The 23,384-nt window shown below is 46.1% G+C and carries 21 protein-coding genes; 2 read left to right on the forward strand and 19 right to left on the reverse strand.

The window, feature by feature from the left end:
* Positions 1 to 40: 40 nt before the first annotated feature.
* The 6 genes from traA to traL all read right to left on the reverse strand — a co-directional run bounded on the left by traA (position 41) and on the right by traL (position 4,147).
* Entirely contained in the window at positions 41 to 427 is a 387-nt protein-coding gene (traA, locus tag SJ312_RS11285) for a TraA family conjugative transfer protein (protein ID WP_004249359.1), read from the reverse strand.
* A complete protein-coding gene (locus tag SJ312_RS11290; RefSeq protein ID WP_148514729.1) occupies positions 424 to 996 on the reverse strand; it encodes a TraV family lipoprotein in 573 nt (190 codons plus the stop codon). The genes traA and SJ312_RS11290 overlap by 4 nt, the downstream gene beginning before the upstream one ends.
* Positions 997 to 1,070: 74 nt before the next feature.
* Positions 1,071 to 2,360: a TraB/VirB10 family protein gene (locus tag SJ312_RS11295; RefSeq protein ID WP_032482156.1), complete on the reverse strand. Its 1,290-nt coding sequence runs from the start codon at positions 2,358 to 2,360 to the stop codon at positions 1,071 to 1,073.
* A gap of 2 nt (positions 2,361 to 2,362) precedes the next feature.
* Positions 2,363 to 3,262, reverse strand: a complete 900-nt coding sequence (locus tag SJ312_RS11300; RefSeq protein ID WP_413776558.1) for a type-F conjugative transfer system secretin TraK — start codon at positions 3,260 to 3,262, stop codon at positions 2,363 to 2,365.
* Positions 3,243 to 3,869 carry a TraE/TraK family type IV conjugative transfer system protein gene (locus tag SJ312_RS11305; RefSeq protein WP_319867718.1) on the reverse strand — a complete coding sequence of 209 codons (627 nt, stop codon included), beginning with the start codon at positions 3,867 to 3,869 and terminating at the stop codon, positions 3,243 to 3,245. The genes SJ312_RS11300 and SJ312_RS11305 overlap by 20 nt, the downstream gene beginning before the upstream one ends.
* The gene (gene traL / locus SJ312_RS11310) at positions 3,866 to 4,147 is read right to left on the reverse strand and encodes a type IV conjugative transfer system protein TraL (RefSeq protein WP_000433889.1); all 282 of its coding nucleotides are present in this window, start codon (positions 4,145 to 4,147) and stop codon (positions 3,866 to 3,868) included. Before traL ends, SJ312_RS11305 begins: the two co-directional genes overlap by 4 nt.
* A 35-nt stretch (positions 4,148 to 4,182) precedes the next feature.
* Between traL and SJ312_RS11315 the strand changes: the two genes are divergently transcribed.
* Together SJ312_RS11315 and SJ312_RS11320 are read left to right on the forward strand one after the other, a co-directional pair.
* Entirely contained in the window at positions 4,183 to 4,422 is a 240-nt protein-coding gene (locus tag SJ312_RS11315) for a hypothetical protein (protein ID WP_032482155.1), read from the forward strand.
* A 13-nt stretch (positions 4,423 to 4,435) separates the two neighbouring features.
* Positions 4,436 to 5,023 (forward strand): plasmid-related protein, encoded by a 588-nt coding sequence (locus tag SJ312_RS11320; RefSeq protein WP_032482154.1) that lies wholly within the window; start codon positions 4,436 to 4,438, stop codon positions 5,021 to 5,023.
* A gap of 26 nt (positions 5,024 to 5,049) precedes the next feature.
* On the opposite strand, the gene SJ312_RS11325 is transcribed toward SJ312_RS11320, so the two are convergent.
* From SJ312_RS11325 to SJ312_RS11385, 13 genes are all read right to left on the reverse strand, one after another.
* Complete coding sequence (locus SJ312_RS11325; protein ID WP_032481061.1) at positions 5,050 to 5,685, reverse strand: DUF4400 domain-containing protein; 636 nt, start codon at positions 5,683 to 5,685, stop codon at positions 5,050 to 5,052.
* The gene (locus SJ312_RS11330) at positions 5,672 to 6,232 is read right to left on the reverse strand and encodes a conjugative transfer protein (RefSeq protein WP_319867722.1); all 561 of its coding nucleotides are present in this window, start codon (positions 6,230 to 6,232) and stop codon (positions 5,672 to 5,674) included. The genes SJ312_RS11325 and SJ312_RS11330 overlap by 14 nt, the downstream gene beginning before the upstream one ends.
* Positions 6,233 to 6,241: 9 nt before the next feature.
* On the reverse strand, positions 6,242 to 8,062 hold the full coding sequence (gene traD / locus SJ312_RS11335; RefSeq protein ID WP_233926413.1) for a conjugative transfer system coupling protein TraD: 1,821 nt from the start codon (positions 8,060 to 8,062) through the stop codon (positions 6,242 to 6,244).
* A 47-nt stretch (positions 8,063 to 8,109) separates the two neighbouring features.
* A complete protein-coding gene (mobH, locus tag SJ312_RS11340) occupies positions 8,110 to 10,260 on the reverse strand; it encodes a MobH family relaxase (RefSeq protein WP_319867725.1) in 2,151 nt (716 codons plus the stop codon).
* 117 nt (positions 10,261 to 10,377) lie between these two features.
* A complete protein-coding gene (locus SJ312_RS11345) occupies positions 10,378 to 12,111 on the reverse strand; it encodes an ATP-binding protein (RefSeq protein ID WP_319867727.1) in 1,734 nt (577 codons plus the stop codon).
* A 12-nt stretch (positions 12,112 to 12,123) separates the two neighbouring features.
* The gene (locus SJ312_RS11350) at positions 12,124 to 13,383 is read right to left on the reverse strand and encodes an SIR2 family protein (RefSeq protein WP_319867729.1); all 1,260 of its coding nucleotides are present in this window, start codon (positions 13,381 to 13,383) and stop codon (positions 12,124 to 12,126) included.
* A 102-nt stretch (positions 13,384 to 13,485) separates the two neighbouring features.
* Positions 13,486 to 16,599 carry a type I restriction endonuclease subunit R gene (locus SJ312_RS11355; RefSeq protein ID WP_319867731.1) on the reverse strand — a complete coding sequence of 1,038 codons (3,114 nt, stop codon included), beginning with the start codon at positions 16,597 to 16,599 and terminating at the stop codon, positions 13,486 to 13,488.
* 63 nt (positions 16,600 to 16,662) lie between these two features.
* A complete protein-coding gene (locus tag SJ312_RS11360) occupies positions 16,663 to 17,664 on the reverse strand; it encodes a Fic family protein (protein WP_319867732.1) in 1,002 nt (333 codons plus the stop codon).
* A gap of 88 nt (positions 17,665 to 17,752) precedes the next feature.
* Entirely contained in the window at positions 17,753 to 19,012 is a 1,260-nt protein-coding gene (locus SJ312_RS11365) for a restriction endonuclease subunit S (protein ID WP_319867734.1), read from the reverse strand.
* Positions 19,009 to 20,580, reverse strand: coding sequence for a type I restriction-modification system subunit M (locus tag SJ312_RS11370; protein ID WP_319867736.1), 1,572 nt, complete (start codon positions 20,578 to 20,580; stop codon positions 19,009 to 19,011). The genes SJ312_RS11365 and SJ312_RS11370 overlap by 4 nt, the downstream gene beginning before the upstream one ends.
* A 70-nt stretch (positions 20,581 to 20,650) precedes the next feature.
* Positions 20,651 to 21,574, reverse strand: coding sequence for a WYL domain-containing protein (locus SJ312_RS11375; protein WP_319867739.1), 924 nt, complete (start codon positions 21,572 to 21,574; stop codon positions 20,651 to 20,653).
* Between the two features lie 317 nt (positions 21,575 to 21,891).
* A complete protein-coding gene (locus SJ312_RS11380; RefSeq protein ID WP_319867741.1) occupies positions 21,892 to 22,191 on the reverse strand; it encodes a hypothetical protein in 300 nt (99 codons plus the stop codon).
* Positions 22,192 to 22,278: 87 nt separating this feature from the next.
* Positions 22,279 to 23,184, reverse strand: coding sequence for a 3'-5' exonuclease (locus tag SJ312_RS11385; protein WP_319867743.1), 906 nt, complete (start codon positions 23,182 to 23,184; stop codon positions 22,279 to 22,281).
* Positions 23,185 to 23,384: the final 200 nt, after the last annotated feature.

A 23,384-nucleotide genomic window follows, 5' to 3' on the forward strand; every position in this document is an offset into this window, starting at 1 on the left:
TTTGTAGACCCAAACCTTTTAAAGGTCTCTATTCAGTTTATCAGGTGCCCAGTAAAACGGCGCTGATTGCTGGAACAGTTGTGCCAATAACTTCTTGAGTGCTGGCAACAACAGGTAAGGTTGCAGACATAACACTTTCAACGACTGTTGGTGTGTTGTAGAGCCCCATACCGCCACCAATGCCCAAGGCAAAAGCCATCAAGCTTTGGCGAGCGATACCGCCTACAATACCCACCAGAACCATGGCTCCCGCTACGATCCGTCCCAAAGTACCTTGGGTCCAATCTTTTAGGGTATCCCACACATCAGTGAAAGCATCACCTCCGGTGCCCGCAAATGAGGGCTCCGAAATCATTAACGCCATCAAACCAAGCGCACCAATGGTCATTAGGCGCTGAGTCTGAATGCTGCGAACTGCATTTGTCATTCGTTAGTTTCTCCGTAGATACTCAAGTTATCGCGCTTACCATCAGCTCCCGCTGAGGCTGAATCGCTTTGAGTCTGAAGTGGACGTAGCACTGGCGAAACCGTTCGAGGTGCTGACACCCCAATATCCCACCGTCGCGGTTCAATTTCGGTAAACACGTAGCTGGATAAATTCAGATCTCCACGGTCATCCTCCCAAGGCGCAATCCAAATTCGCATCACCCTTGAAGGAATGCGAATAGGTGCAGATTGCTGCGTCTCAGGTAATGCTGGATGGCTCAGCAGTCCTGTCTCTAAATCAGATTGTGAATACCCAGAGGGAGAACCAATTCGAGCCGCCACAGCATCAATCGTCTTGGGTGCAGCACCATTGCTGGTAAGCTCATAGACTTCACGAGCGGATAAACAGCGCACACCGTCAGGCATACCTGGGCATCCATATTCACTACTCCCAAGACCCAATGAACTACAGCCAGACAATAAGGTTGAGCCGACTGCCAATAAAAGTAATCCAGCTTTAGACCACTGTTTTGACTGGTGCTTTGGGTTGTTCTGCATTGATGTCGTCATGGTTAACTCTCCTCTGGATACACATCTTATTGTCTGAAACGGACTTCGATCGGTCAGCAACATGCAGGATTTTTTCATCTTCTTGCACCTCCCCCTTGCGAAGTGGCCAACGACAACGAGGCCCCACGAGTGACTATGACTTCAATTTTCCTTGCAGCGTCTACCTCTATGACTGGAAACATATTTTCAGCCATGTCCAGATAGAACTTGGCCACTCGATCCAATGCTTTACCAGTGCCTTTAATTGCAGCACCTTGTAATGCTTCTTGGCTCATGACTTGCTGGTACAGCTGAGTATCACCTGCATTACCCGTCTGAATCGTTGGTACAGGATTCACATCAAATGCGCCTGCCAAGCCCTGAAGGAATCCGGCCATCATCGATTTGGCCACCAGTTGGCCTTGTTTCGACACTAATCGGCCACGAATACCGGCTTTGCCGTCTTCACCTACGGCATAAGAATCCAGTCGTGTTTCAATGACGCCACCATCTTCTCTCACACATGAAATGGTCTCGCCTCGCAAATAAGCACGCTCAGAGCTCAAATCACCGTAACCTGCGGCGATCAAGAAACACTCTTTGATATCCGCTCTAAATCGGTTGGGTAAAATGGCTTCCTTTTGAATCCTCAGCAATGCAGGAAAAGGCTCACGTCTTGCGGACTCATGAGTAGGAGCATCCAAACCCGTGATCAAAGTACCCGAGATAATGCTGCCCGCCGGTAGATACAAAGGCGGCGCTTCTTGCACAACAACGTCTGGTTCGACAACCACTTCAGGCTCAATCATACGAATCGTGATTGGCGGCAATGGAACATCCCGAGCTCGTGTACCTTGGCCATTGGCTGGCTGCTGATAGAGCGGATCAGGAAGTGGCGCATTGGCAAAATAGTCGTCTGGGTTAGACGGCAATGGCTTTTCTTCTTTAGGCAATTCCATGGCAGATAAAGGCACTTCAAAGCGGCTATTTGTGCCTTCAACTGCTGCATCACCTCCAGCGCGAACATCATCAAGTTCCGCTCGAAGGCGGGCCAGCTCCGCATTGACTTCACTTGGTATAGAAGGCGAACCTGGGCTTAGCCGTCCTGAATCGACGTCACGACGCAAGCGCTCAACTTCACGACGTAACTGTTCATTGCGCTCACTGAGTAGTTTTACGTTCGCAGCCAAACTATCGACCCCAACATCACGAGTATTGGTATCCGTAAGAATGTGCCGGATCGTTTCCTGTCGGTTCCGACTACTTGAGTCATCGTCAGGATTAGGTGAAAACACCATCACCATAAGGATGAGACCACCAGCAATACCAGCAACCGATAGGCCCCGCTTCATGTTCGGGCTCATTTGTTCCCATTGTGCTTTCATCGTTATTCATCTCCCACAAGAAGCGAAGGTCGCTGACTTTCCACCGCTTCTTCACGATGATTGCGAACAACCACATACAACTCAGTCTTTTCACCCGGCAACAAGATATTGCGAGGCCAGTAGGCGCTTGCCACTAAATCTGGTGAAGGACAGGCTATTTCACTGGCTTCTATCGGCTCATCGGCAAAGCTTTCAACCAGTCCTACATAGACGGTGAAGTAATGTCCCGTCACAATTTGCCCCTGCTTAAAACCAAACTTTAAGCCCGGCTGAAAACATTTCGGGCTTGTGTCAGTTTGGCCAGCTAAACGGATGTCATAGCCTTGTGGTAACTCATTTAGTGCAAGGCGTCTGAGTAAGTCACGCAAGCTATCGACGTAAGGTTGAGCTGTTTCCCAAGTGGCGGCTTTGCGGTTCACGACGCCCTTAATAGGCCACTGCTGACCATCAATAGCTAAGGTGATTTCACGCGGTGGAATACGACGAGGTACTAAGGTGACAGATAATGCGGACGCTTCCTGACCAGGCGGAGTGATGTAAAGTGAAACCGGTGATTCTTTGTCCGTGGCCACATATACAACATTCCCCTTGATTTGCGTCTGAGCATCACTGGTTGTTCTCACCTGAGGCGATTCAAACGGCGTCACAATCCGGTTCAGATGACCAAGTGCTACAGGGATCAGTTCATTAACCCCCGGTGTCATCAGTAGCGTTGTTGGCGTATCTGCTGCAACCGAATTGCTTTGAACCGGTGGATTTGCAGTAGCAGACTGCTTCATCACACTGGCTGGCACAATCGGCAATTCCACGTCTGCATACGACGCTTGAGATAAAAGGACGCCACTCAAGCTCATTGCGATTAAGCTTGGTGTTATCCATCGACTAATTTTGGTTCGCATCATTCACCCTCCGGTTTTGCTCTTGGGTCAACTTTTCACGAACTCGCTTCGTTCTAGCTTGCCCCTCATACGTATCCATCCAATTGAGTTTTGGACGGTATTGCTCAATATCGATGTCAAACTCATAGGTGCGAGTTTGGCGCTGTTCATCTCCAGATGGTCCAGAGACCAAGGAATAACCGGTCACAAAGACATGGCCGGTTTCATACTCATACTCCACTTGTCTGGGTTGGAATTTGAGCGTGACTCGGTCTTCACGGATCTGTCTTGCCTGAATCTCCAGTGCATCGACCACTTGCTGGTACACCGCAGGTGAAAGTAGCGGCTCGATAGCAACCCGGATAAAGGACACATTGCCCGGCGTCACGTTGCCCATAAGCTCAGCCAGGTAGAGTCCCCAAGATTCCAGGTAAGGCTGAGTGGCCTGGTTTCGTGACACTTCAGCCGTTTCAGACAAGGTTGGTGGTTGAATGGCCACCACGGTATTGCGAGAAAATGCCGCTACCGCAAGCAGCAAATTAGATAGCACCAGCACTGCAATCAGGAACCGCTGCCATCGGTTCTCTAATTTCGTGCCTTGCCATGATTTTAAAAACACGTCGAACTTCACGGCAGATAGCTCCTGATAAATGGGTTAGGGATCGTCTTGGCTTTGGTTGGCAACAGTCCGGCCCAGTAGATGGCGTGAAGAATAAAACCATCTGGGCGACCATCACGAAAACGCCGATAGAGCTTGGTTGTCACCAACCCCAACAGGCATAAAACCAAGGCATTACCGGTAAAAATGCCGATCACTAGCCCCAACAGAATGGGAGCCATCTCATCGGCACTCCAAAGCAGGAAGTGCGGCGGGTCATCGATATAGGATGGAATATTTACAGGTTCCATAGTCACTCCTCGTTGTTTGAATTGAGAAGTGAAGAATGCCTTGGGATTGGCAGGTTCGGTGGTCAGCTAGATGCCGAATTTTTGAAGGTTTTGAGGGTTCTACTCAGACAATACTGACAATTGATCTTTTTGATGCGGTTGATATGATGAGGATATTGGTCGTGTCGAGACCAGCTGCCCACTTTAGCAAACCCGGACGGGACGACATGCATATCAAATTTATTTTTTGCTTAGGTTTTTTCTGCGACCTCGGCAGTGGGCACCGTATTCGCTAATAGGAGAAACTCAATGCAAATTACTAAAATCATTTCCTCTGCCACGGTTGAACGTTTAAAGCAAAAAGCACGAAAGCTTAAACGTGAAAAATCTATTCCACACACTCAAGCACTCGATGAAATTGCAATCTCTGTTGGTTTTAATCATTGGCATCAAGTTGTACAAGCTAATGACTTACTGAAGCCATCAGAAGTGGCGTTATCTTCAGGATGTGTCATGGCTTTTGATGTCAAAGATGGTATGGATGTCGATACCAGTGATGGAATTTTAATTGAAGACCACTTCTTGGAGATGCTCACTGAAAAGCAGCTATTCGAAATTTATGCCAATTCCTCTGATGAGGAAAACGAACAAAACAGGCCGCTAAAAGAAACGCTATCGGATTCAGAGCTTCATGAGTATTTTCGAGATTATTGCTCATTCATGTACTTTCGTCTTGCCGAGCCTCATACAAACAAATCGCTGAAAGAAGTATTGGCTCTTATACGACAGTACTCGTTTTGGATGCCGCAATATATTTGGCTTCAAGGTCACCTTATTGATACTTATCATTTGCCAGCTGAAGACGAGAACGGAAATACCGTAGGCGTCAGGTTTTAGCTCTACAAGATGAGGCCTAACTGGCCTCATATCTTCTTCTGCAAGTGACTTAACGCCAACCCCGCCATTAATGCTAAACCGATGATCAGCGACGGTAACACCACCGGTGGAATAGCCAGCGGGGCGAACAATCCCATAAACAGCAAGATGACGCCTGAGCCCAAGATGATCATGCTGTAGCGGTGAATGATAGGGCTTGAAAAATCAAAGGTTGTCTTTTTAATCTTCCAGGTCATCAAGCCGTCCCACAGCGCCGGTAACATGAGAATAAGCGCAAAGGGCAACCAGACCATCAGTAAAGCAAATCGAGTGAACACTTGGTACAGCACATCAAAAAATGCCTGAATACGGTCTTCTACCCACACAAACCAAAAGCCTCCCATGTTCTCCATCCCTTTAGAACGAAGTCGCTGCTCTTCAGTGGGGATTAAAAAATCACGCACAGATTGCTCCATCTGCGTATCCACAACCCATGACTGATACCAGCGATGGCTAGTTTGACCAATCCAATAGCTTGTTTGTGCGCCCAATTGATTTTGGATCATCTGCTTCTCTTTACTAATGACCCGGCCAGTCCAATCACCAGGCACTAACACGCCAATGGCAATAATCTCTAGCATCAGTGCCAGACACAGCAGCCAAACCGACTTATGCTTGCTCATGCCAAACATCCTCTTCTACTCGCGCCAGCATGGCTGCAACGGTTGGCGTCATAATCCGGGCTTTAATCACTTGTTGAAGCCGCTTTGTCGTCGTATGGCCACTGACATAACGCACATCGATGCGTCCTTCAGCCAAATACACCATCCGATTTGGACGATTACGAATCCAGGAGTAGAAATACACACCATCCACAGCGGCCCACTCAAAATGGTCAGGATCACGCAGGCGAATCCCCGTTAAAGCACTGGCGGCAGTCCAGGTCAGTGCCTCAATGAAATGCCACAGTCGGATACTGTCATCATCACAACTGACTTCTTCATAACTGCCCAAACCATTACAAAGGCACAAATCAAAGATGGAATGGCCATCTAACGTGAGCGCATCTGTTAAATAGTCCGCCAAACAGTGCACTGACGCCAAAGCATGAGGCCAGTCGGTTTCAAGCAGTCTTAAAGTTTCCTTGAACTGGGGGTTATGTTGCTGCCACTGAGCGAGCATTTCTTTACTGGTAAGTGTTGTCATTTTCAGACAGACAGAATGATGCATACAGACTCCTTATGCTGCCTGTGTAGAGCTGGTTAAAATAGGAATGCGGCCTTTGATCACGCGACCACCTGAAAGCTTGGCGATGTACTCCAGGTTGGGAAGCTGGCCTAATAACTGCGGTGGAAACATATCGCCTTCTTCCTCCATCAAGCGCTCGCCATGATTGCCGGTAAACAACGCGGGGCTGTCCGAGTTGGACGACATACCTTGCGTTTGCATGATGTACTGCAACCGAGTCTTAGGCAGATTGTCGGTAATGTACTGCTGCGTTTCGGTATCCATCACCCGAAGAGCTATCAGGTTGTTGATGTTACCTAACACCTGGCGTGCCTTAGCTTCGCTGCCTGTACGGGCTGCAAAGTCAGCAAAGGTCTGAGTAGCAATCACACAACGCATTTTTGCGCCACGGCCTTTGTTGAGCAGTTGAATGAAGGGATCGTTGACGACTTCAGCCGCCTCATCGATGAAGATATTTACGGGACGATTTTCAACACCATAGTTATAGCGGTCACCGGCCACTGCGGTGAGATCGGATAAAAGCAACGAACCAATGGCGCTGCCAACCATGGCGTCGGTTAATGAATCCAATCCGATATAGGCCACTTGGGCATTGTTGATAATACGGCCAGAATCCGTAATTAACCGGCTGTCATCCACATCGTTTGCAATAGGTGATAACAGTGGGCCAAGTTCACTTGATGTGAGCATATTGAGTACCGGCATCAGTGAGGCCACCATCTTGGAATAGTGGGTTCTGTCATGCTCAAACATACTCAATAGCCCCTCTAAATCGGTATTGGCGGCAACGGGCTGAATGCGTTCGTAGTAGAAAAGCAGCATCGCCATGGCTTGTTTAGCCAAGGTATTGGCCTTTTCGGTAAAGCGCTTGATCTCCACACTAAAGTTCGGATAAACCTGCTCACCCCAGGCTGTGACGGCTTTTACTACCAAGCCTTCTGGGCCACCTTCCAAGAATCGCCTCAGTGTTTTCAGATCAGGACGTTGTGACGTAAGCAACAGACCTTGCACTATGTTGTTCAATGCCATTTGGCCAAAGGCTTTAAATGGATCAGCACCGGTTTCAGATGGGATTAGTGCCGCAATTCGGCTGGCAATTTCAGTGCCCCGGTTAAAGTTCCTCAGGGGATTAAGTCGTACCGAATGCTCAGGAAAACCCGGATGAAAATACACAAAGCGCTCAGGACTACCGGCGGCAATACAGGCTCGCTGCGCATTATCCTTAAGTTCCTTGTCTCCCTTAGGGTCAATAATAATCACGGCTTCATTACGCAAAATGGCCTGAGTGATCATCGCATCAAAGCATCGGGTTTTTCCGGCACCGGTCGTACCGACAATTAAGGTATGCCCCTCGGTGTGACCAACTGGCTGGTACACATCTTCTTCTTTGGGCTCGACACCATGAATCCAGGTCGAACCCATTTGTTTGCCGTGACCTTGGTTAAGCAAGGTTTGCTTATCCCGCTTTAAGATTTCATAAGCACGTTGAGCATGACGTTGGTCCCACTCAAAGCCATACCCTAACCACAATTCATCAGGATGTTTTGCCATCACCTTTTGTAAATGCGACAGCTCCATAAATGCCAATGGTTTGCCTTTTAGCCCCTTCTGCAACTTATAAAGACGGTAAGCCTCAGGCAGGCGATACAACGCCATGCCCGAGGAAATCCCTGTCATCCACCAAAATGGCTCAGGTGGTAACTCAGTCAGCATTTCTGCGGCAATTGCCCCAGTTGCACCAACCAGCCAACCTGCTGCTGCCATGGCCTCATAGTTCGTGCGCCAGGGCATCTCATATGCGTTTTCTTTCATTCATGCTCCGCAAATAACCGTTAGCAATCCTTGCAATTTCAAAAGGATTAACGTTTAGCGTGAGCGGTAAACAGAACCGTTTCCCCCTCATCAAACTGGCATTGGTCACTGGCCGAGATCCCCCGAAGCAATTGCCCGGCTGGAATGCCATGCTCCTTGGCGACTTGGCGTAAGGTTTGTATCGTGACGCGAATACCATCGGCACTATGATCCACGTCTGGGTAATCGCCATCGGTCAGTAAGATGGGCAAATCTTTCACAAAATTAACCATCTGTTGCCGCTGCGCGTTTTTGGGGTCTGTACTTGAGTTCGTATTGAGCGCAATCGGCTTTTGCTTACGCTCCGCTCTTGTGGCGGGCTCCTTTGCTTGGGCATTGGTTGTCTCAGTTCGACTCGGACGCTGTGAAGCCTCTTCGTTCTGAATTGCTGTCACTGATTCTGCGTCTTGTTTGGAAAGGTCTATCAGTGCAGTTAGCCCTTTAGAAATCGATACTTTCAGCAGTAACCCTTGCTCCTGAACTCCATTATTCGAGGTCACAGTTCTGGCCTTACGTGTCGGGTTTGCAGGATCTAGTTCAAGCCAATCTAATCGACTGAGTTCAGCAAGCAGTTTTCGGGGAGCGCACCAAGGCCTTACGGCATCGGGATAGCGGATCAAGATCTGTTCACCAACCATAACCAACGCACTGCTGGCCTCTGGGAGCCACGCCAAAGATTCAGGGAGATTAAATGCGTCTGCATCGTGCTGGTTTACGTTATTTGAGATAGCGGCATCGTTTGAATCGCTAGGCTTTTCGCATCCATCACCCGGAACATTTTCAGTTGCCTGAAGGTGATTAACATCACTGGCATGACGAAGTTCATCATCTTGTTCGGATGATTTTGTCGATGGCGACTCAGCCGAATTGCTGAGTTCAATTGATGATGACGCTTCAGGCAAGCCTGGCTGCTCACTGGAGCGACTCTGTGGCTCTGCTTGTGTTTGCTTTCTTGCTTCCCATTCAGATTTGCTAAACAGTGCCACGCTACTTGGCACATTCGAGCTGAACAATAAATCGGCCTCAGATATATGCAGCATGGGTAACCAGATTGGCTTGTCGTCTTTGATCAGAACTTCAGGGGCAAGGCTTTCATATCGCTCATTTGAGGCGGATTTAGTGGCCAATCCTCGCTCAATGAGGATGTCCGCAAGGGTATCGGGATCTCTTGGAATGCCAGGTATCTTGTCTTTGGCCAACAGCTCAATGATGTCCTTAGCAGCGCTTTTCCAAACCAGGTAAAGATGGGTTGATTGATTCGATTTTCGTATCCAAACTCTGGCATCTCGCTGATTGACCAGCCATTGCGAACTGGCAAGTAATCGCCTCATGGCATCAAGAAGATAGCGTTCAACTGGGACACCAAGGGCATTGTCGTCAACGGAAATTCGTTGAGCTTTAAGATCTCTCTGTACACTGGTTTGGTCAGCTTCAATAACCAATTTAGACAGGACATGCTCTGGATCGGTATTGCCAATCGCTTCCAGCATGGCTTGCAAAATTTCAGGGCCCGGTTGGGTTAACCAGGCGAGCAACTCAGGTGTCATCACCCGGTTTAACACCAGAATTGAAAATTGCTCGTGCCGCTTGCTCCGTCCGTCGCGCCAGCGAATGAAATAGCGTTCAATGCTGTTATTAGTGGTCCACTGGGATAAGGTTTCTAAAAAAGGGTTCCACTGATAGCGTCCATCTTCGTCTGTGATGGACAAGTCTGAAACAGGCTTACCAATATCATGGAACAAACCGCCTAATGCCGCCGCAACACGCCACCTTGGTTCCAGCTCTTTTTTCTCAACCGGTGTGCCACTGGCAACGAAGATGATCCCTTCAGCTGCTTGTGCCGCCCAGAAAGCAACTTCCAAAGAATGACGTAATAAACCACCAGCACCACTGTGATGATGATGCTCAGAAGCTGGCAGCAAGTGGACATAAGCAGCCAGATGATCAATGCAGGGTTGAATCAGCCTTTGAAAGTCACGCAGGTTAAAGCCAAGTACCTGACGCAGTTTGGCTATTAGCTCGTCTTGTGTGGACTGCAAATCCTCGGGGGACGCAGCTGGCAACCCTTTCAGGAATGGCGGGTAGCGTGGAATGTCCGCATCCAGTTGCGATGACAGCTCTGGTAGTGCTTTGGCTTGAAAAAATAGTTTTTTGAACATAGTGAACCTCCGACACGATAGTGTGAAGGTTCATAAACTCACCGGCGGTGAATTAGATGTAAAAGAACCGCACCTATTTGACTAGGAAGTGGCGAAGCAGTTTTGTCTTAATTGAAACTAATTTTGCAACGGTTTCCAACTTTTAGAAAAGCCAGCGCTTTTCGAAGTTGGCACATTTGCAGGACGTTTCATTTTTACAGTCATAGGAAATGGGAAATCGACTCCTAACAACAAAGCTTCTCCTTGACCCAAGACAGGGAGAAAAGATGCTGAACGTTGATCAATAGCGCCAACAGCCTTTTTTACAATTTCTTGGTCCAGCTGATTGGTCAACCTATGCACAATAAGTGTACCTATCTGACTTAAAACATCTTCAGGAATGTCACGTGGGCGCTGAGTAGCAATGATGGTATTCAAACCATACTTTCTACCTTCTTTAGCAATATTCCCAAAGGCATCCAACTCAAATCTGTTCGTTTCTTCTCCGATGCGCTTATTGAGAAATTGATGAGCTTCATCAATAAATACTAATAGAGGTGCACCATGGTTTATTGCACCTTGCCTGGCTACAGATAACAACTTTCTACCAATAGCATTAACAAGTATTTCTCTTGAGTTTGCTTCAAATGGAACTGCCGACAAATCTAGTCTAATTACGTTGTTATTTTGGTTTGATGAGCAGAATTCATCAATCAAGTCAGGCAACGTTTTTAGCTCACCAGCAGCATCAATCATCCATTTTAAATGTGTATTACTAGCGTATGCTTTCATCCGAGAAATTAGATTGAGACAATGACCAACGTCAGCCTCAGACCTATCTCCCCACTTAGTGGGGTCTTTCCCATAATTTGCTGTTGGATATACACACTCATACTCAATTTGTTCTGCTGTAAGTGCAAATGACCATGGTGAAGCCTCATTATGGCTATTCATTTGTACGAGAGCAGATTTATAAGTCGCTTTTAGCTGCCCTGACTTATTCAGCAAATACTCTGAAGTAATACCCAACCCAAAAGAGTTATTCTGATAATAGTGTGAAACAAGCCTTTGACTCTCGATAGCAGCCTCCAGTTTAGGCGCTTGGCTTTGCGCTGAAGGCCTTAAAAATGCTCGAATATCCGAGTCTGTAAACTGCCAATGTGGAAAAGTTAACTGATTCAATGGAGTTGCATTTGCATGATTCCCAACATAGTAACTATCACAGCCAAGTGACTCATATTCCCCCGTGGGGTCAATAATAATTGCTTTTCCTCCGGCCTTAATCACTTGCTCGATGATGTTTGTCATCGAGTAACTTTTCCCGCCACCTGTTGCTCCTAAAATAGCGCAATGGCGTGAAAACAATTTCTCAGGGGTAACGTGAACAGTTACGGATTCATCATGCGGAAGTGAAGCTAACGGCAAATGGATTTGGCCAGGCTCCTCATCTTGTTTACCTTCAGCGATTATTGCTACCAGATACGGGTGAGCTGAATATATTTGGCTACCTAATCTCGGATGCTGTTTAATTCCTTTGTAGTTACGACCATTAGCTGGGTTCAAACTCACTAATAATTGAACCAGTCCAATTGGGTGATTTTCGGATGGTTTATCCGCCAAACCGTCAACACTTAATCTCTCTCCACCCTCAATCCACACTTTCACTAAGCGCCCAAGTATCGCTGTTTCACCTATGTCGATGAATACAAATTCATTTACTTCACCAGCGGCTATTCGATTTCCGAATGACCAACTGGGCTCACCAGATCCCGCTTTAGATAAGTTAATGATAAGCTCGGTTGCAGATACGCTAATGACGCTACCAATCCGTCTTGTAGGATCGTAAGGGGAAAACCACTTTTTCCGCTCCATGAATAGTCTCCCTTATTTAATACTCGCAGTGATTTTTTCAAATGCTTTGAAGAGTTCGTCCTCGGGAGTTGTTGATCTTCGTTCAGGTAGCAGACTAGAAAACTGTTTAAACGTTGAATCCATTATTGCGATTCTGCCATCCCCATGGTCAATAGCTGCCATTAGCAGATTCCTAATCCCATCATTGAATGAACCCGTTAAACTGAATGGGTCTTTCGTTGCAACCATCAGCATAAACTCAGGGTTAGTCCTAAGCGCCATAGTCAGCGCATTATTTATATGCTTATCATTAAAACCAAAACCTAGGCACAGTACAGCCGTTTTTGGTTGTTTAACTACTTCCAAAAAAGAAGTCATCATATCTAAGTAAGGAGAATCATAAGATGTCTGATATTTGCTACTGCTTGGATAGATAAAAACAGGTTCACCAATTTTGCTATCAGCACCAAGCTTTCTAACTCTGCCGTTAAATTTTCTCCAGTCCACAGAGCCATGCATCTTATATAGCTGAACCACATTGGATATGTATGCGCCTTCACTGCTCTTAGAGTGCCCACGGTTCACTATGTCATACTTGAACCACATAGGATTAAAAAAAGAGGGGTTAGAAAACTCAAAACCATCAATAACAACAAAACCAGTATTTGATGCAGCGTGCTCAAAAGCCAAGTCATAATTAGTCGTGAATAGTTTAAGTCGTTGTTGCTGAGCACTCCTTCTACCTACTGCACGCATAAATTTATCATGACTAACCCAGTCTGATTCAGGGATCGATTCAGTAAAGGTAGTTTTAGCTAAAATTATGTTTTTGGCTTGCTCAAGGAATTTACTTACTTGATTAGTTCTTTGATTTGAAAGGTTCCCAACGGCTAAAGAGGAATCGCAAAGAGACAATAATAGTTCAATGTCTGGCTTTGCATCTCCGTTTGCTTCACGATGTTTTTGAAGGACATCATAATTTGTTGCCTTCAAAACCAATTGAAAAAGATTCTCATCTGCTTTTCTACAATAGTCCCAAAGGTGCCACATACTTGGAGCGATAGGCGCTTTATTCTGCTGAGAAGGCTTATTAAATGTTAAAGACGTGCCTGAGCCAGCCAGTATGACTAAATTATCAGTATCTAAAACTTTATTGATAAAACGAAAAAATGTGGCCAGCTCGTCATCTAAGTCATCATTAGAAAGATCAATTTCGATTGGCTCTCTCTTCGAAGACGCGGAGTTCCTTTTTATGTCTGATGACAAAAACCTTACTATGTTTTCATTTTCCATTTTTTAATTCACCTTCCACGTAAAAGACAACCAGCCTAGAAATCAATAAATTTCAGACGCTTGCGCTATTTGACTTCGTTCCTGAACAGTACGTAATAACACTTATATCTGCCCCCCCACACCTTTGAATTTTTCAACAAAAGCGGCAATTTTCTGAAAAACCGTTTGCTTCTGGGTTCGGTACTGTGGGTTCAATGGGCTAAGTTTGGGCAGTGCCTCATTAAGTGCTGTGCCATTTTCAGAGGCGTACTCACGTTTGAGTGATGACGCAATATAGCGTTTGGCAGCATCGATATTGAGCTTTTCAGAGGCAATAATGGCATCGGCTTCGCGCTTCTGCTCCGCCTGGGCGAATTTGAAGAAAGCGTCGATAATGCTGGCTTTGTCATTGATCTCATCTAGGTTTGTCTGGTTAATAAAATCAACCACCAAGCTCTCTTTCGCTCTATTGCCAAGGCTACCGCGGATCATACGACGAACTTCTTCAATCAAGCCTTCTTTGCTCTTGTTCTTCTTATTGTGATCAAAAATCAGTTCAAGAATGTAATCGAGGTTGATTTCTTGCGATTTAAGCAAATCAATTTCAAAGACCACATCGTCCCAGTCTACCGTTGACTTATCTTTGTCCTGACCTTCTTTATCGCGTCGCAACCAGTCGCGGGTATCGTTGTAGGTAGAGCGATAATCTTGAATAGCGCGCTCGCTTGGCATATCGATGGTTTGCATTGCCTCGATGTCAGCATCGTCCAGATAGTATTTTGACTTGAACTCTTCAACAGCTTGTTCATCACTGGTATCTAGGCTTTGCAGTGCTTTTAATCCAGCAAACTCATCGTAGTTTTGTAAAATATTTTCTGCTTTGAGGTATTCACCAAACAGCTTGGCAAACTCTTTTTTATCTTGTTCTTTTTCAATATTTTCTGGATTTGGAAAGCGTTCTTGCAGCTCTTTGACGATATCAACAAAACCTCGACGCGCTTGGCCAGTAGCAATATCGTTAAAGCCTTCCATGTATTCTTTATAGCTTTTCTCCAGCACCACATTCTTGGTGTTTTTGTCACCAAACAAAGTAATGGCATCAATGGTTGCCTGCTCCAAATCACGGAAGGTAACAATATTGCCAAAGGTCTTCGTCGCATCATAAATGCGGTTAGTGCGAGAAAACGCCTGCATCAAGCCGTGATAGCGCAAATTCTTATCAACAAACAAGGTGTTGAGCGTAGGCGCATCAAAGCCCGTTAAAAACATACCAACCACTATGAGCAGATCTATTTCTTGATTCTTCACGCGCTGGGCAAGGTCACGGTAGTAATTCTGAAAGCCATTACTGTCCACGCCATAGTTAGATTTAAACATGGCGTTGTAATCCGTAATCGCGGCGCTCAAAAACTCTTTCGCGCTGCTGTTCATCGCGCTAACTTCAAAGCTCTCATCTAAAATATCACCGATAGCGTCCTGCTCTTCATTGGCTGCAAATGAGAAGATAGTCGCAATGCGCAGAGGCTTACTTGTGGGTCCATTCTCAGCCTCGGACTGCAATGTTTTGAAGGTTTCATAGTACGCTTTCGCTGCATCAACACTACTGACCGCAAACATGGCGTTAAACCCTTTGGCACCAGAATAGGCTCGATGCGTTTTCTGGTTAAAATGGCTCAGAATATACTGCGAGATTTCACGAATGCGCATTGGATGTAAGAACGCTTTCTTATTCTCAGCGGCACTGAGCTTCTTTTCATCCTGCTCAGCCTCAATGCTCTTAAATTGCGGACGAACATCGTTATAGTCCACTTTGAACTTGAGTACTTTTTCATCACGAATGGCATCGGTGATCACATACGTGTGCAACTGCTGGCCAAACACGCTACCCGTGGTTTCTGCGCCCAGTGCATTTTCTGGGAAAATGGGCGTACCTGTGAAGCCAAACTGGTAGTACTTTTTGAATTTCTTCTTCAGGTTTTTCTGCGCCTCACCGAACTGGCTTCGATGACACTCATCAAAAATAAAAACGACTTGCTTGTTGTATATAGCTAAATCGCTTTCGCTTTTGATTAAGTTGTTGAGCTTTTGGATTGTGGTGACGACAATCTTGTTATCGTCTTTATCCAGGTTACTCTTAAGCCCTGCGGTACTGTCTGAACCGTTCACACTATCAGGCGAGAACCGCTGATACTCTTTCATCGTCTGATAGTCGAGGTCTTTTCGGTCCACCACAAAGAAGACTTTATCGATACAGTCTAAATCGGTGGCCAAACGTGCCGCTTTAAAGCTGGTGAGTGTTTTGCCTGAACCCGTAGTGTGCCAAATGTACCCACCGCTCTCGGTGCTGCTCCAGTTCTTAGCGTTAAACGCGCTCTTTATCTTCCATAAAATGCGCTCAGTAGCCGCAATTTGGTAAGGGCGCATTACAAGTAAGGTATTGCTGACGTCAAACACCGAGTAACGCAAGATCACTTCAAGCAAGGTCTCTTTCTGGAAAAAAGTGGCGGTAAAGTCTTTTAAATCCTTGATCAGCGTATTGTCTGACTTCGCCCAGTTCATCGTAAAATCGAAGCTGTTTTTGTCGCGCTTGGTGGTATTGGCAAAATAGCGCGTGTCGGTGCCATTAGAGATCACAAAAAGCTGCAAGAACTTGTACAAGGAGTGATCGCTATTAAAGCTTTCTTTGCTGTAGCGATGTATTTGATTAAACGCCTCACGGATCGCCACACCACGCTTTTTCAGTTCGATTTGCACCAAAGGCAAACCATTGATCAAAATCGTCACATCGTAACGGTTGGCATGGCTTCCCGTTTGCTCAAACTGCTTAATGACCTGCACTTTGTTACGAGCAATGGTCTTCTTATCAAACAGGTAGATGTTTTCTATATGGCCATCATCAAAGACAAAATCGAAAATATAGTCACTGTGCACTTTGCGAGTTTTATCAAGAATATTGTCGCTTGGTGTGTTCAGGTATTGCTCGCAAAAGCGAGCCCACTCGGCATCGGTAAATTCGACCTTATTAAGGGCTTGTAGCTGCTTGCGCACATTCGCCAGCATGGCATCGGGCGTGGTTAGTGCCGATAAATACTCATAGCCCTGGTTGCTTAGGTCCTGAATCAGCTCACGTTCTAAATCACCTTCGCTTTGAAAGCTTTCGTTAACCTGCCACTCTTTAGTGTATTTATCTAACACAATAAAGTTATTGGATTCTGCCACCGTTTTATACGTTGTCATTCGTTTACATCCTTTTTTGTTAGCCGTGGTGTTTTCCAAAATGGAAATAGCCACCGCATCGCATTATTCAGTGACTTGCCAATGGCCGGTTTTATCTGAACCTACCCGAGTTAACCTGCCTTCTTTTTGTAGTTTGCTAATGGCACGGCCAATGGTTCTAACGTCTTTATTCAAGGTATCAGCGAGCTGTTGTCGGGTTAGCTCGGGCGTGCTAGTAAGCAAGGCTAAAATGGCCTCAGGCGTTTTAAGGCCCGTTACATTGATAAGGGCATTTACAGGGGCGTTTTCACCTTCATTTAGAAGGGCGTTTACAGAGGCGTTTTGCGCCAGCGTTTGCTGAATAACCGACAACATAAAATGAATAAACGGCGTACTGTCTGCTTGGTTATCGGCCTGCTCAAGGGCGTGATAATAGGCTTGCTGATGGTCTTTAATCACACTTTCTAGCGGCAAAGATAAAAACAACGGATGCCACTTGGATAAAATCAGCGTTTGCCATAACCGCCCCATACGACCGTTACCATCGGCAAAGGGGTGAATAAACTCAAATTCGTAATGGAATACACAACTGGCGATCAATGGGTGATCTTTTGTTTGCTTAAGCCATTGGAGTAAATCTGCCATTAAACCAGATACTTGATGGGCAGGCGGCGCAACATGGTGCACCACACCACCTTTATGGATACCCACGCCTTTACTGCGAAACTCACCGGCATTCACAAGAATATCTGACAGCATTAAACCGTGAGCCGTGAGTAAATCGTCAATGGCGCTAGGTGTAAAGGTAGGCAGTGCATCATAAGCGGCAATCGCGCCTTTTACCTCGGCCAGCTCGCGCACGCTACCCAGCACAGGTTTACCTTCAACAATCGCGGTGATTTGTTCTTCAGTTAAGCTATTGCCTTCAATCGCCAGCGTACCGGTAATGGTTTTAATGCGGTTTTGCTTGCGCAGTTGCGGCGAGGCATTGAGCTGGCTGGCGTTTAATTCACCCACCTGCTGGCTGATTTGTGCCACTAAATTCAAAATATCGGTGGTAATGGTAAACGGCGGTTGGTAGACCATTAGGCTGCCTCCTTATGCTTGCCATCTTTGGCAGTTATTCGACAATCTCGAATAACTGGCGCTGCTATTTCCGTTAGCATTTTACTCATTAAGCTGCCTCATCTGAATGAGATTTCGGCCCGCCTGCCGGACTGGCAGGGAAGCTCAACAACAGGTCACGATAATACTCGTATTGCTTTTGGCGGAGTTCTATTTCGCGGGGCAGACCTTCTTTAATTGAACAGGTCAAAGAATCAAATTTATCTAAGATAGCCACAATGCGTTCTTTTTCTTTAGGCGCTGGATTTGGAATATTTATACTTTCCAAGTTCTTCTTATTCAACTTTGGTTGGGCTGCTCCAGAAATGTAAGGAGTTAGGTCGATACTGTTCAGATAGTATTCAACGTACTTCCTCTCCGCGTAAGTTTCAAATTTAAGCACGTGAGCATGATTGTTTACCCATGTTTTACCACTAATACTAAATGCTATAGGCGTATTACGGGCTAATAAATTTGCGCCATCCTCAGAGACTAATAAGTAATCACCGTCAAATATGTAATCCTTGACATAATCGACGATACCAGATGCACCGTAGTATGGAATTTCGCCAGCTTCTCTCAGACCACTGGTTATAGGCTTACGCTTTGAGTCCAGATTTTCTGCAAGGTCACCTAACGTCTTCCACTCAACTTCACCTTCTTCAAAACTTAGCAACTGGTCGCGGTAGTAGTTGTATTGTTTTTTCCGCATGTTAAGCTCGGCGGTCAGCTCGGCGGTCAGCTCGGCGGTCATGGCGGTGAATGCGTCCAGAATGCGGACGATTTCAGCTTGTATTGCCAGCGATTTTTCTGGGTTATCTGGGCATGGGATAGGGACTAGGATTTTTTTAAATCTGGCTTTGGATACATTGAAGCGGGTCACTCCACTTGCCGATTTGGCAATATCTGCCCGCATGAACCTGCTACGGAATAAGTACTTTGAGAACTCAGGCATCAGCTTGACATCATCATTGAACCTTACACCAAACGAGAAGCTGTTTAGGTAGACAGGTTCTTTGAAATCGATTGTAACCGCAGAAGACATCCCAGCTTCTACTGCAATTTCGGATGATCCTGTAAATAAAATATCACCATATCGAACCTTATGTTGACGCTCATTCTCGCTCACCTTTACGAGTTCCAGCTGGCCAGGGTCAACATCAATGTTATTGAAAATATTTTTATACGAAATGTATTTAGCATTCCCACTCTCAAAATCAGCCTTGCTCTTACCGGTAAGACCACCGTAAATATCAGCAATATCAGCAATAGGCTTCCACTCTACTTCTACGCCTTCAAGTAGCTTCTCCATGTAAGTCAATTTGCTCATGCCTCAACCTCCTCACCTTCAATTTCCGCGACAATGGCGTCAATATCACTGCGCAGCGCATCAATTTTAGCAACGGTAGTTTTAAGTTCGGCATTAAGCTCTGTAATGTCCACTAACTCGCGGTTGTCTTTCGCTTCAACATAACTGCTCACCGAAAGGTTGTAGCTGTTGCCTGCGATAACATCCAAATCAACGGATTTGGCAAAGTGATCCACGTTTTCTTTGTTGGCAAACACCTTGATGATCTGCTCAATGTGCTCATTGCTTAGGGTGTTGTTATTGGTTTCTTTTTTAAACAGGCCGCTAGCATCAATAAACTGAGTGGTAGTGTCGGTTTTGTGTTTAGACAGCACTAAAATATTTACCGCAATGGTGGTGCCAAAAAACAGGTTTGGAGCCAATGAAATCACGGTTTCAACGTAGTTGTTATCTACTAGGTATTGGCGAATTTTTTGCTCAGCGCCACCACGGTAAAAAATACCGGGGAAACAAACAATGGCAGCGCGGCCTTTGCTTGATAGGTAACTTAGGGCATGGAGCACAAAGGCAAAGTCGGCTTTTGATTTAGGCGCGAGCACACCAGCGGGCGCAAAGCGGTCGTCGTTGATTAGGGTTGGGTCGTCGCTACCAATCCAGTTAATCGAATAAGGCGGGTTAGAGACTATCGCATCAAAGGGTTTGTCATCGAGAAAATGCGGTTCGATTAAGGTATCGCCCAACTGAATATTAAACTTGTCGTAGTTAATGTTGTGCAAAAACATGTTCATACGCGCCAAGTTATAGGTGGTGTGGTTGAGCTCTTGACCAAAAAAACCATCTTCAATGATATGCGCATCAAAGTGCTTTTTAGCTTGTAACAGCAACGAGCCCGAACCCGCCGCAGGGTCATAGATTTTATTGACACTGGTCTGGCCGTGCATGGCGAGCTGCGCGATCAATTTTGAGACGTGCTGAGGCGTGAAAAATTCGCCACCGGATTTGCCCGCATTTGCGGCATAGTTTGAAATAAGGAACTCGTAGGCGTCACCGAATAAATCAATCTGATTATTTTCAAAACCGCCTTCAAAATTACCGAAGGTTAAACCTGCTACACCTTTTAACACAGCGGCTAGGCGCTTGTTTTTTGCCTCTACTGTATTACCCAGACGATTACTGGTGGTATCAAAATCCGCAAACAAGCCTTTGATGTCTTTTTCTGAATCATAGCCATTGGCTGAGTTTTCAATGGCAGCAAAAATAGTAGCTAAATCGGTATTTAAGTTTTCGTTTTTGTGTGCATTAGCCGCCACATTGCTGAACAGCTGGCTAGGAAGAATAAAATAGCCTTTTGTACGAATAGCATCATCTTTTGCCGCTATGATATTTTCATCGCTGTCGTCCATTGCTGTATAGTTAACGCTTTCGTCACCACCAGTAATGTAGACTTCAAAGTTCTCACTGATAAAGCGGTAGAACAGCGTACCCAATACATACTGCTTAAAATCCCAGCCATCCACTGAGCCTCGCACATCGTTGGCAATCGCCCATATTTGGCGTTGAAGTTCGGCACGTTGTTGTAAACTTGTCATTTGCTAATTCCTGCTTTTAATTCGTCATAATTCGTTTATTGGTTACTGAATGATTCACTGTCGTCGAACATCATTCGTTAAACCCTGGAGCTAAATTCAAATTTCCGACCCCGTAGAGTGTCGGAGTATTCTTTAACCAAAGCTGGTATTCAGTGCCTTGAAGGCTGTGTGCTTTGGAACAATCCACATGCCATTGACGTAGCAAATACCCAGCGGTTGCCGCTCTAATCTCAACCTTTAGAACGCCACCCGTCATGCCATAGTCCAGCTCTATCGCTTCACTGTGCTCAATACGTGGATGCGGCACTAACTCTAGCTCTACAAAGCGATTCCATTGCCGATCTTGGGTTTCAAGTTCAGTCTCTAACAAAGTGGAACCTTCAAGCACAACCGCAGCTTTAATTCGGGTCAGCACAAAGTCACGGAACTCATTATGCTTGCGATCAAAACCACGAACGTGCCAACGCAGGCCATTGTCCACCAGCGTATGCGGTACAATTTCACGCGTTGTTTCACCGCTCGATAACGACACATAGGTGATACGCAAGGCTTTGCCTTTGTGTATGGCTTCGGTGACTTTCGCCACTATAGATAGGCTTGGCTTGTTTAAGTGATAAGGCGCTTCACAAGCCAGAGGTGGTTTTACCTTTCCAGTAAAGCCATCGCCGTACCCTTGGCTAATGGTTGCCAGTGTTCTAACAACGTCGTAGTCGAACAAGGGTTCAAATGCTTCACCGCGCTTGTGCAACTTGAGCTTTTGGTCATACTCAATGTTGCTTGGTGCAAGCTCTCGGTACATGGTGAAGTCTTTCGTTGCTTGTGCAGCGGCTATGCTGAAGCGATCGACTAAATCCGCCCGCACCGCTTCTCCCTTAAACAATAAGGTGAAATCGATATGGGCAATGCGATCCCTGGTTGCTTGTGGCAACTGCGCTATCTGCGAAAGCCTATCTGGCTTCGCCACTACCGTTTGTTTCAGACCATCATTTGTCATGCGTCTTGTTTATCCAATTCAACCAGATTCTTAAAACTCTGTTTATAAAATACGGTCAGACATCGCTTAATCACATTGAACGGCATGGCACAAAGCTGCTCTTTATCCGCAATGACTAATCAATCTCTATTGGTTGAAGCTGGACAGATGGCCATAAAACACTGAATAGGCTTCAACCTAATTAAATTTATTAGGTATCATCCTATCACAAATTATTTTGTAGGGAAGACTAAGCGGCAACTTTTTGATCTGGATTGCAATTGCCGCTCAGGTATGGGAGTGAAGACATTGTTTCATGCCATTGCTGATAGCCGCTATCAATGCGCTACCCGAACCAATGGCACCACGATGTTACTGCTTTGAGACTTTTCTTTTTCTGAGTCTGTGGACATCAGGGCTCGTTGCTCACTCTCCCGAATGCGCCTGGCAACTTCTGCCTGAGCTGGTAGCAATGGCAGCATCCCTTCAGCAATCGCGTCTGGGGCAGACTCTTGGCCACAGGACATCAAATGCTTCCAGGGATCTTTAAGAAAGCGCTCGAACGTGATGCCAAATTCAATGATGCGGGCAGAGACGAAGATTTCGCCCCAGTATTCAATGTAGGTGTCTTGGTACATGGAAAGATTCCTCTTGTTGATTAAACCATGAGTTCACTTTCCATTTTCCAGAGGTTTTCAAATATGCAAGGCTTGCCTTGTAGAGAGCTACAAAGCTTTAAATCGATTGCGGGCATCTTTGTAGTCATAGTGGGCATGTTCTGAGCCACGATGATACAAATCATCCAGATAAGTTTGTTCCTGCGGCAACTCGTCTTCGCTGATTTCGCGCCACCAATGTTTGTTGGCACCTTTAACACCGTCATGCCAGCGGTAACCACGTTCTTTTAAATAGTCCTTTACGTCAAACGGCGCACCAAACGCACGAACTAACACAGTTCGCCTGTCTGCTTCAGACAACAAGTTTGCAACGGACTCGGGCAACAAATGGAACAACCAGGCCATCGCCAAACAATCGGTTGCAGCTCGGTGTCCTTCATAGAACCAACCTAAGCGAAGCAGCAGGTACTCAAGTTTCCGACTTTCAAAGCCCAGTGCCTTCCAATCTATGCCACTGGCTGAACATGCCCAAGATAGATGGCCTAATGCAGCAAACCGCTTTTCAAAGAAAGAACGATCAAACTGTGCATTGTGTGCAACCACCAGCGGATCATCGGATAACCAACTCGCTACCAGTGAATCATCAATGCGCTGGCCTCGCACCATGTCATCGGTAATACCGGTTAACTCTGTAATCAGCTCGGGGATTGGATTGCCGGGATCTTCATACAAACTGATCACATCAACAATCGACACAATCCGCTGAGCAGAGGGGCTGTAAAGCACCTTAACCATACCAAGCTCAATAATGGACTCGTCATCGGCAGACAGTCCAGTTGTCTCTGTATCGAGCAGCACCATTGGCTGTTCATCACCGACCACAGGAGATAGTTCAAGTGGCCAGGACTGCGGTTCACGCGTTAATGGAATGCGCTCCAGCAATCTAAAATCTTCTGGTCTTTCTGGGATATCCGCGAGGCGCTCTAGCGGAAATGGTGCAGGGGCTCTTGTCATTGATGGTTCCTCTTCAATTCTGTTGTTCGCTTTGGGTTATTTCACTGTGCCACTGGTTGTACAAAATGCACCTTGGATACCTCAGCGTTTTTTAATCTTTCTACTGGGTGAACCCATGTATGAAGGCTTTGGCTAAGCCTTTCAGAAAGTCTTAGCTAAACCGTTTTGGTAACCCTTACCGATACCCTTTACGTATGGCT

It is taken from the genome of Providencia sp. CIM-Carb-044 (assembly GCF_033901115.1).
GTDB classification, from domain to species: domain Bacteria; phylum Pseudomonadota; class Gammaproteobacteria; order Enterobacterales; family Enterobacteriaceae; genus Providencia; species Providencia hangzhouensis.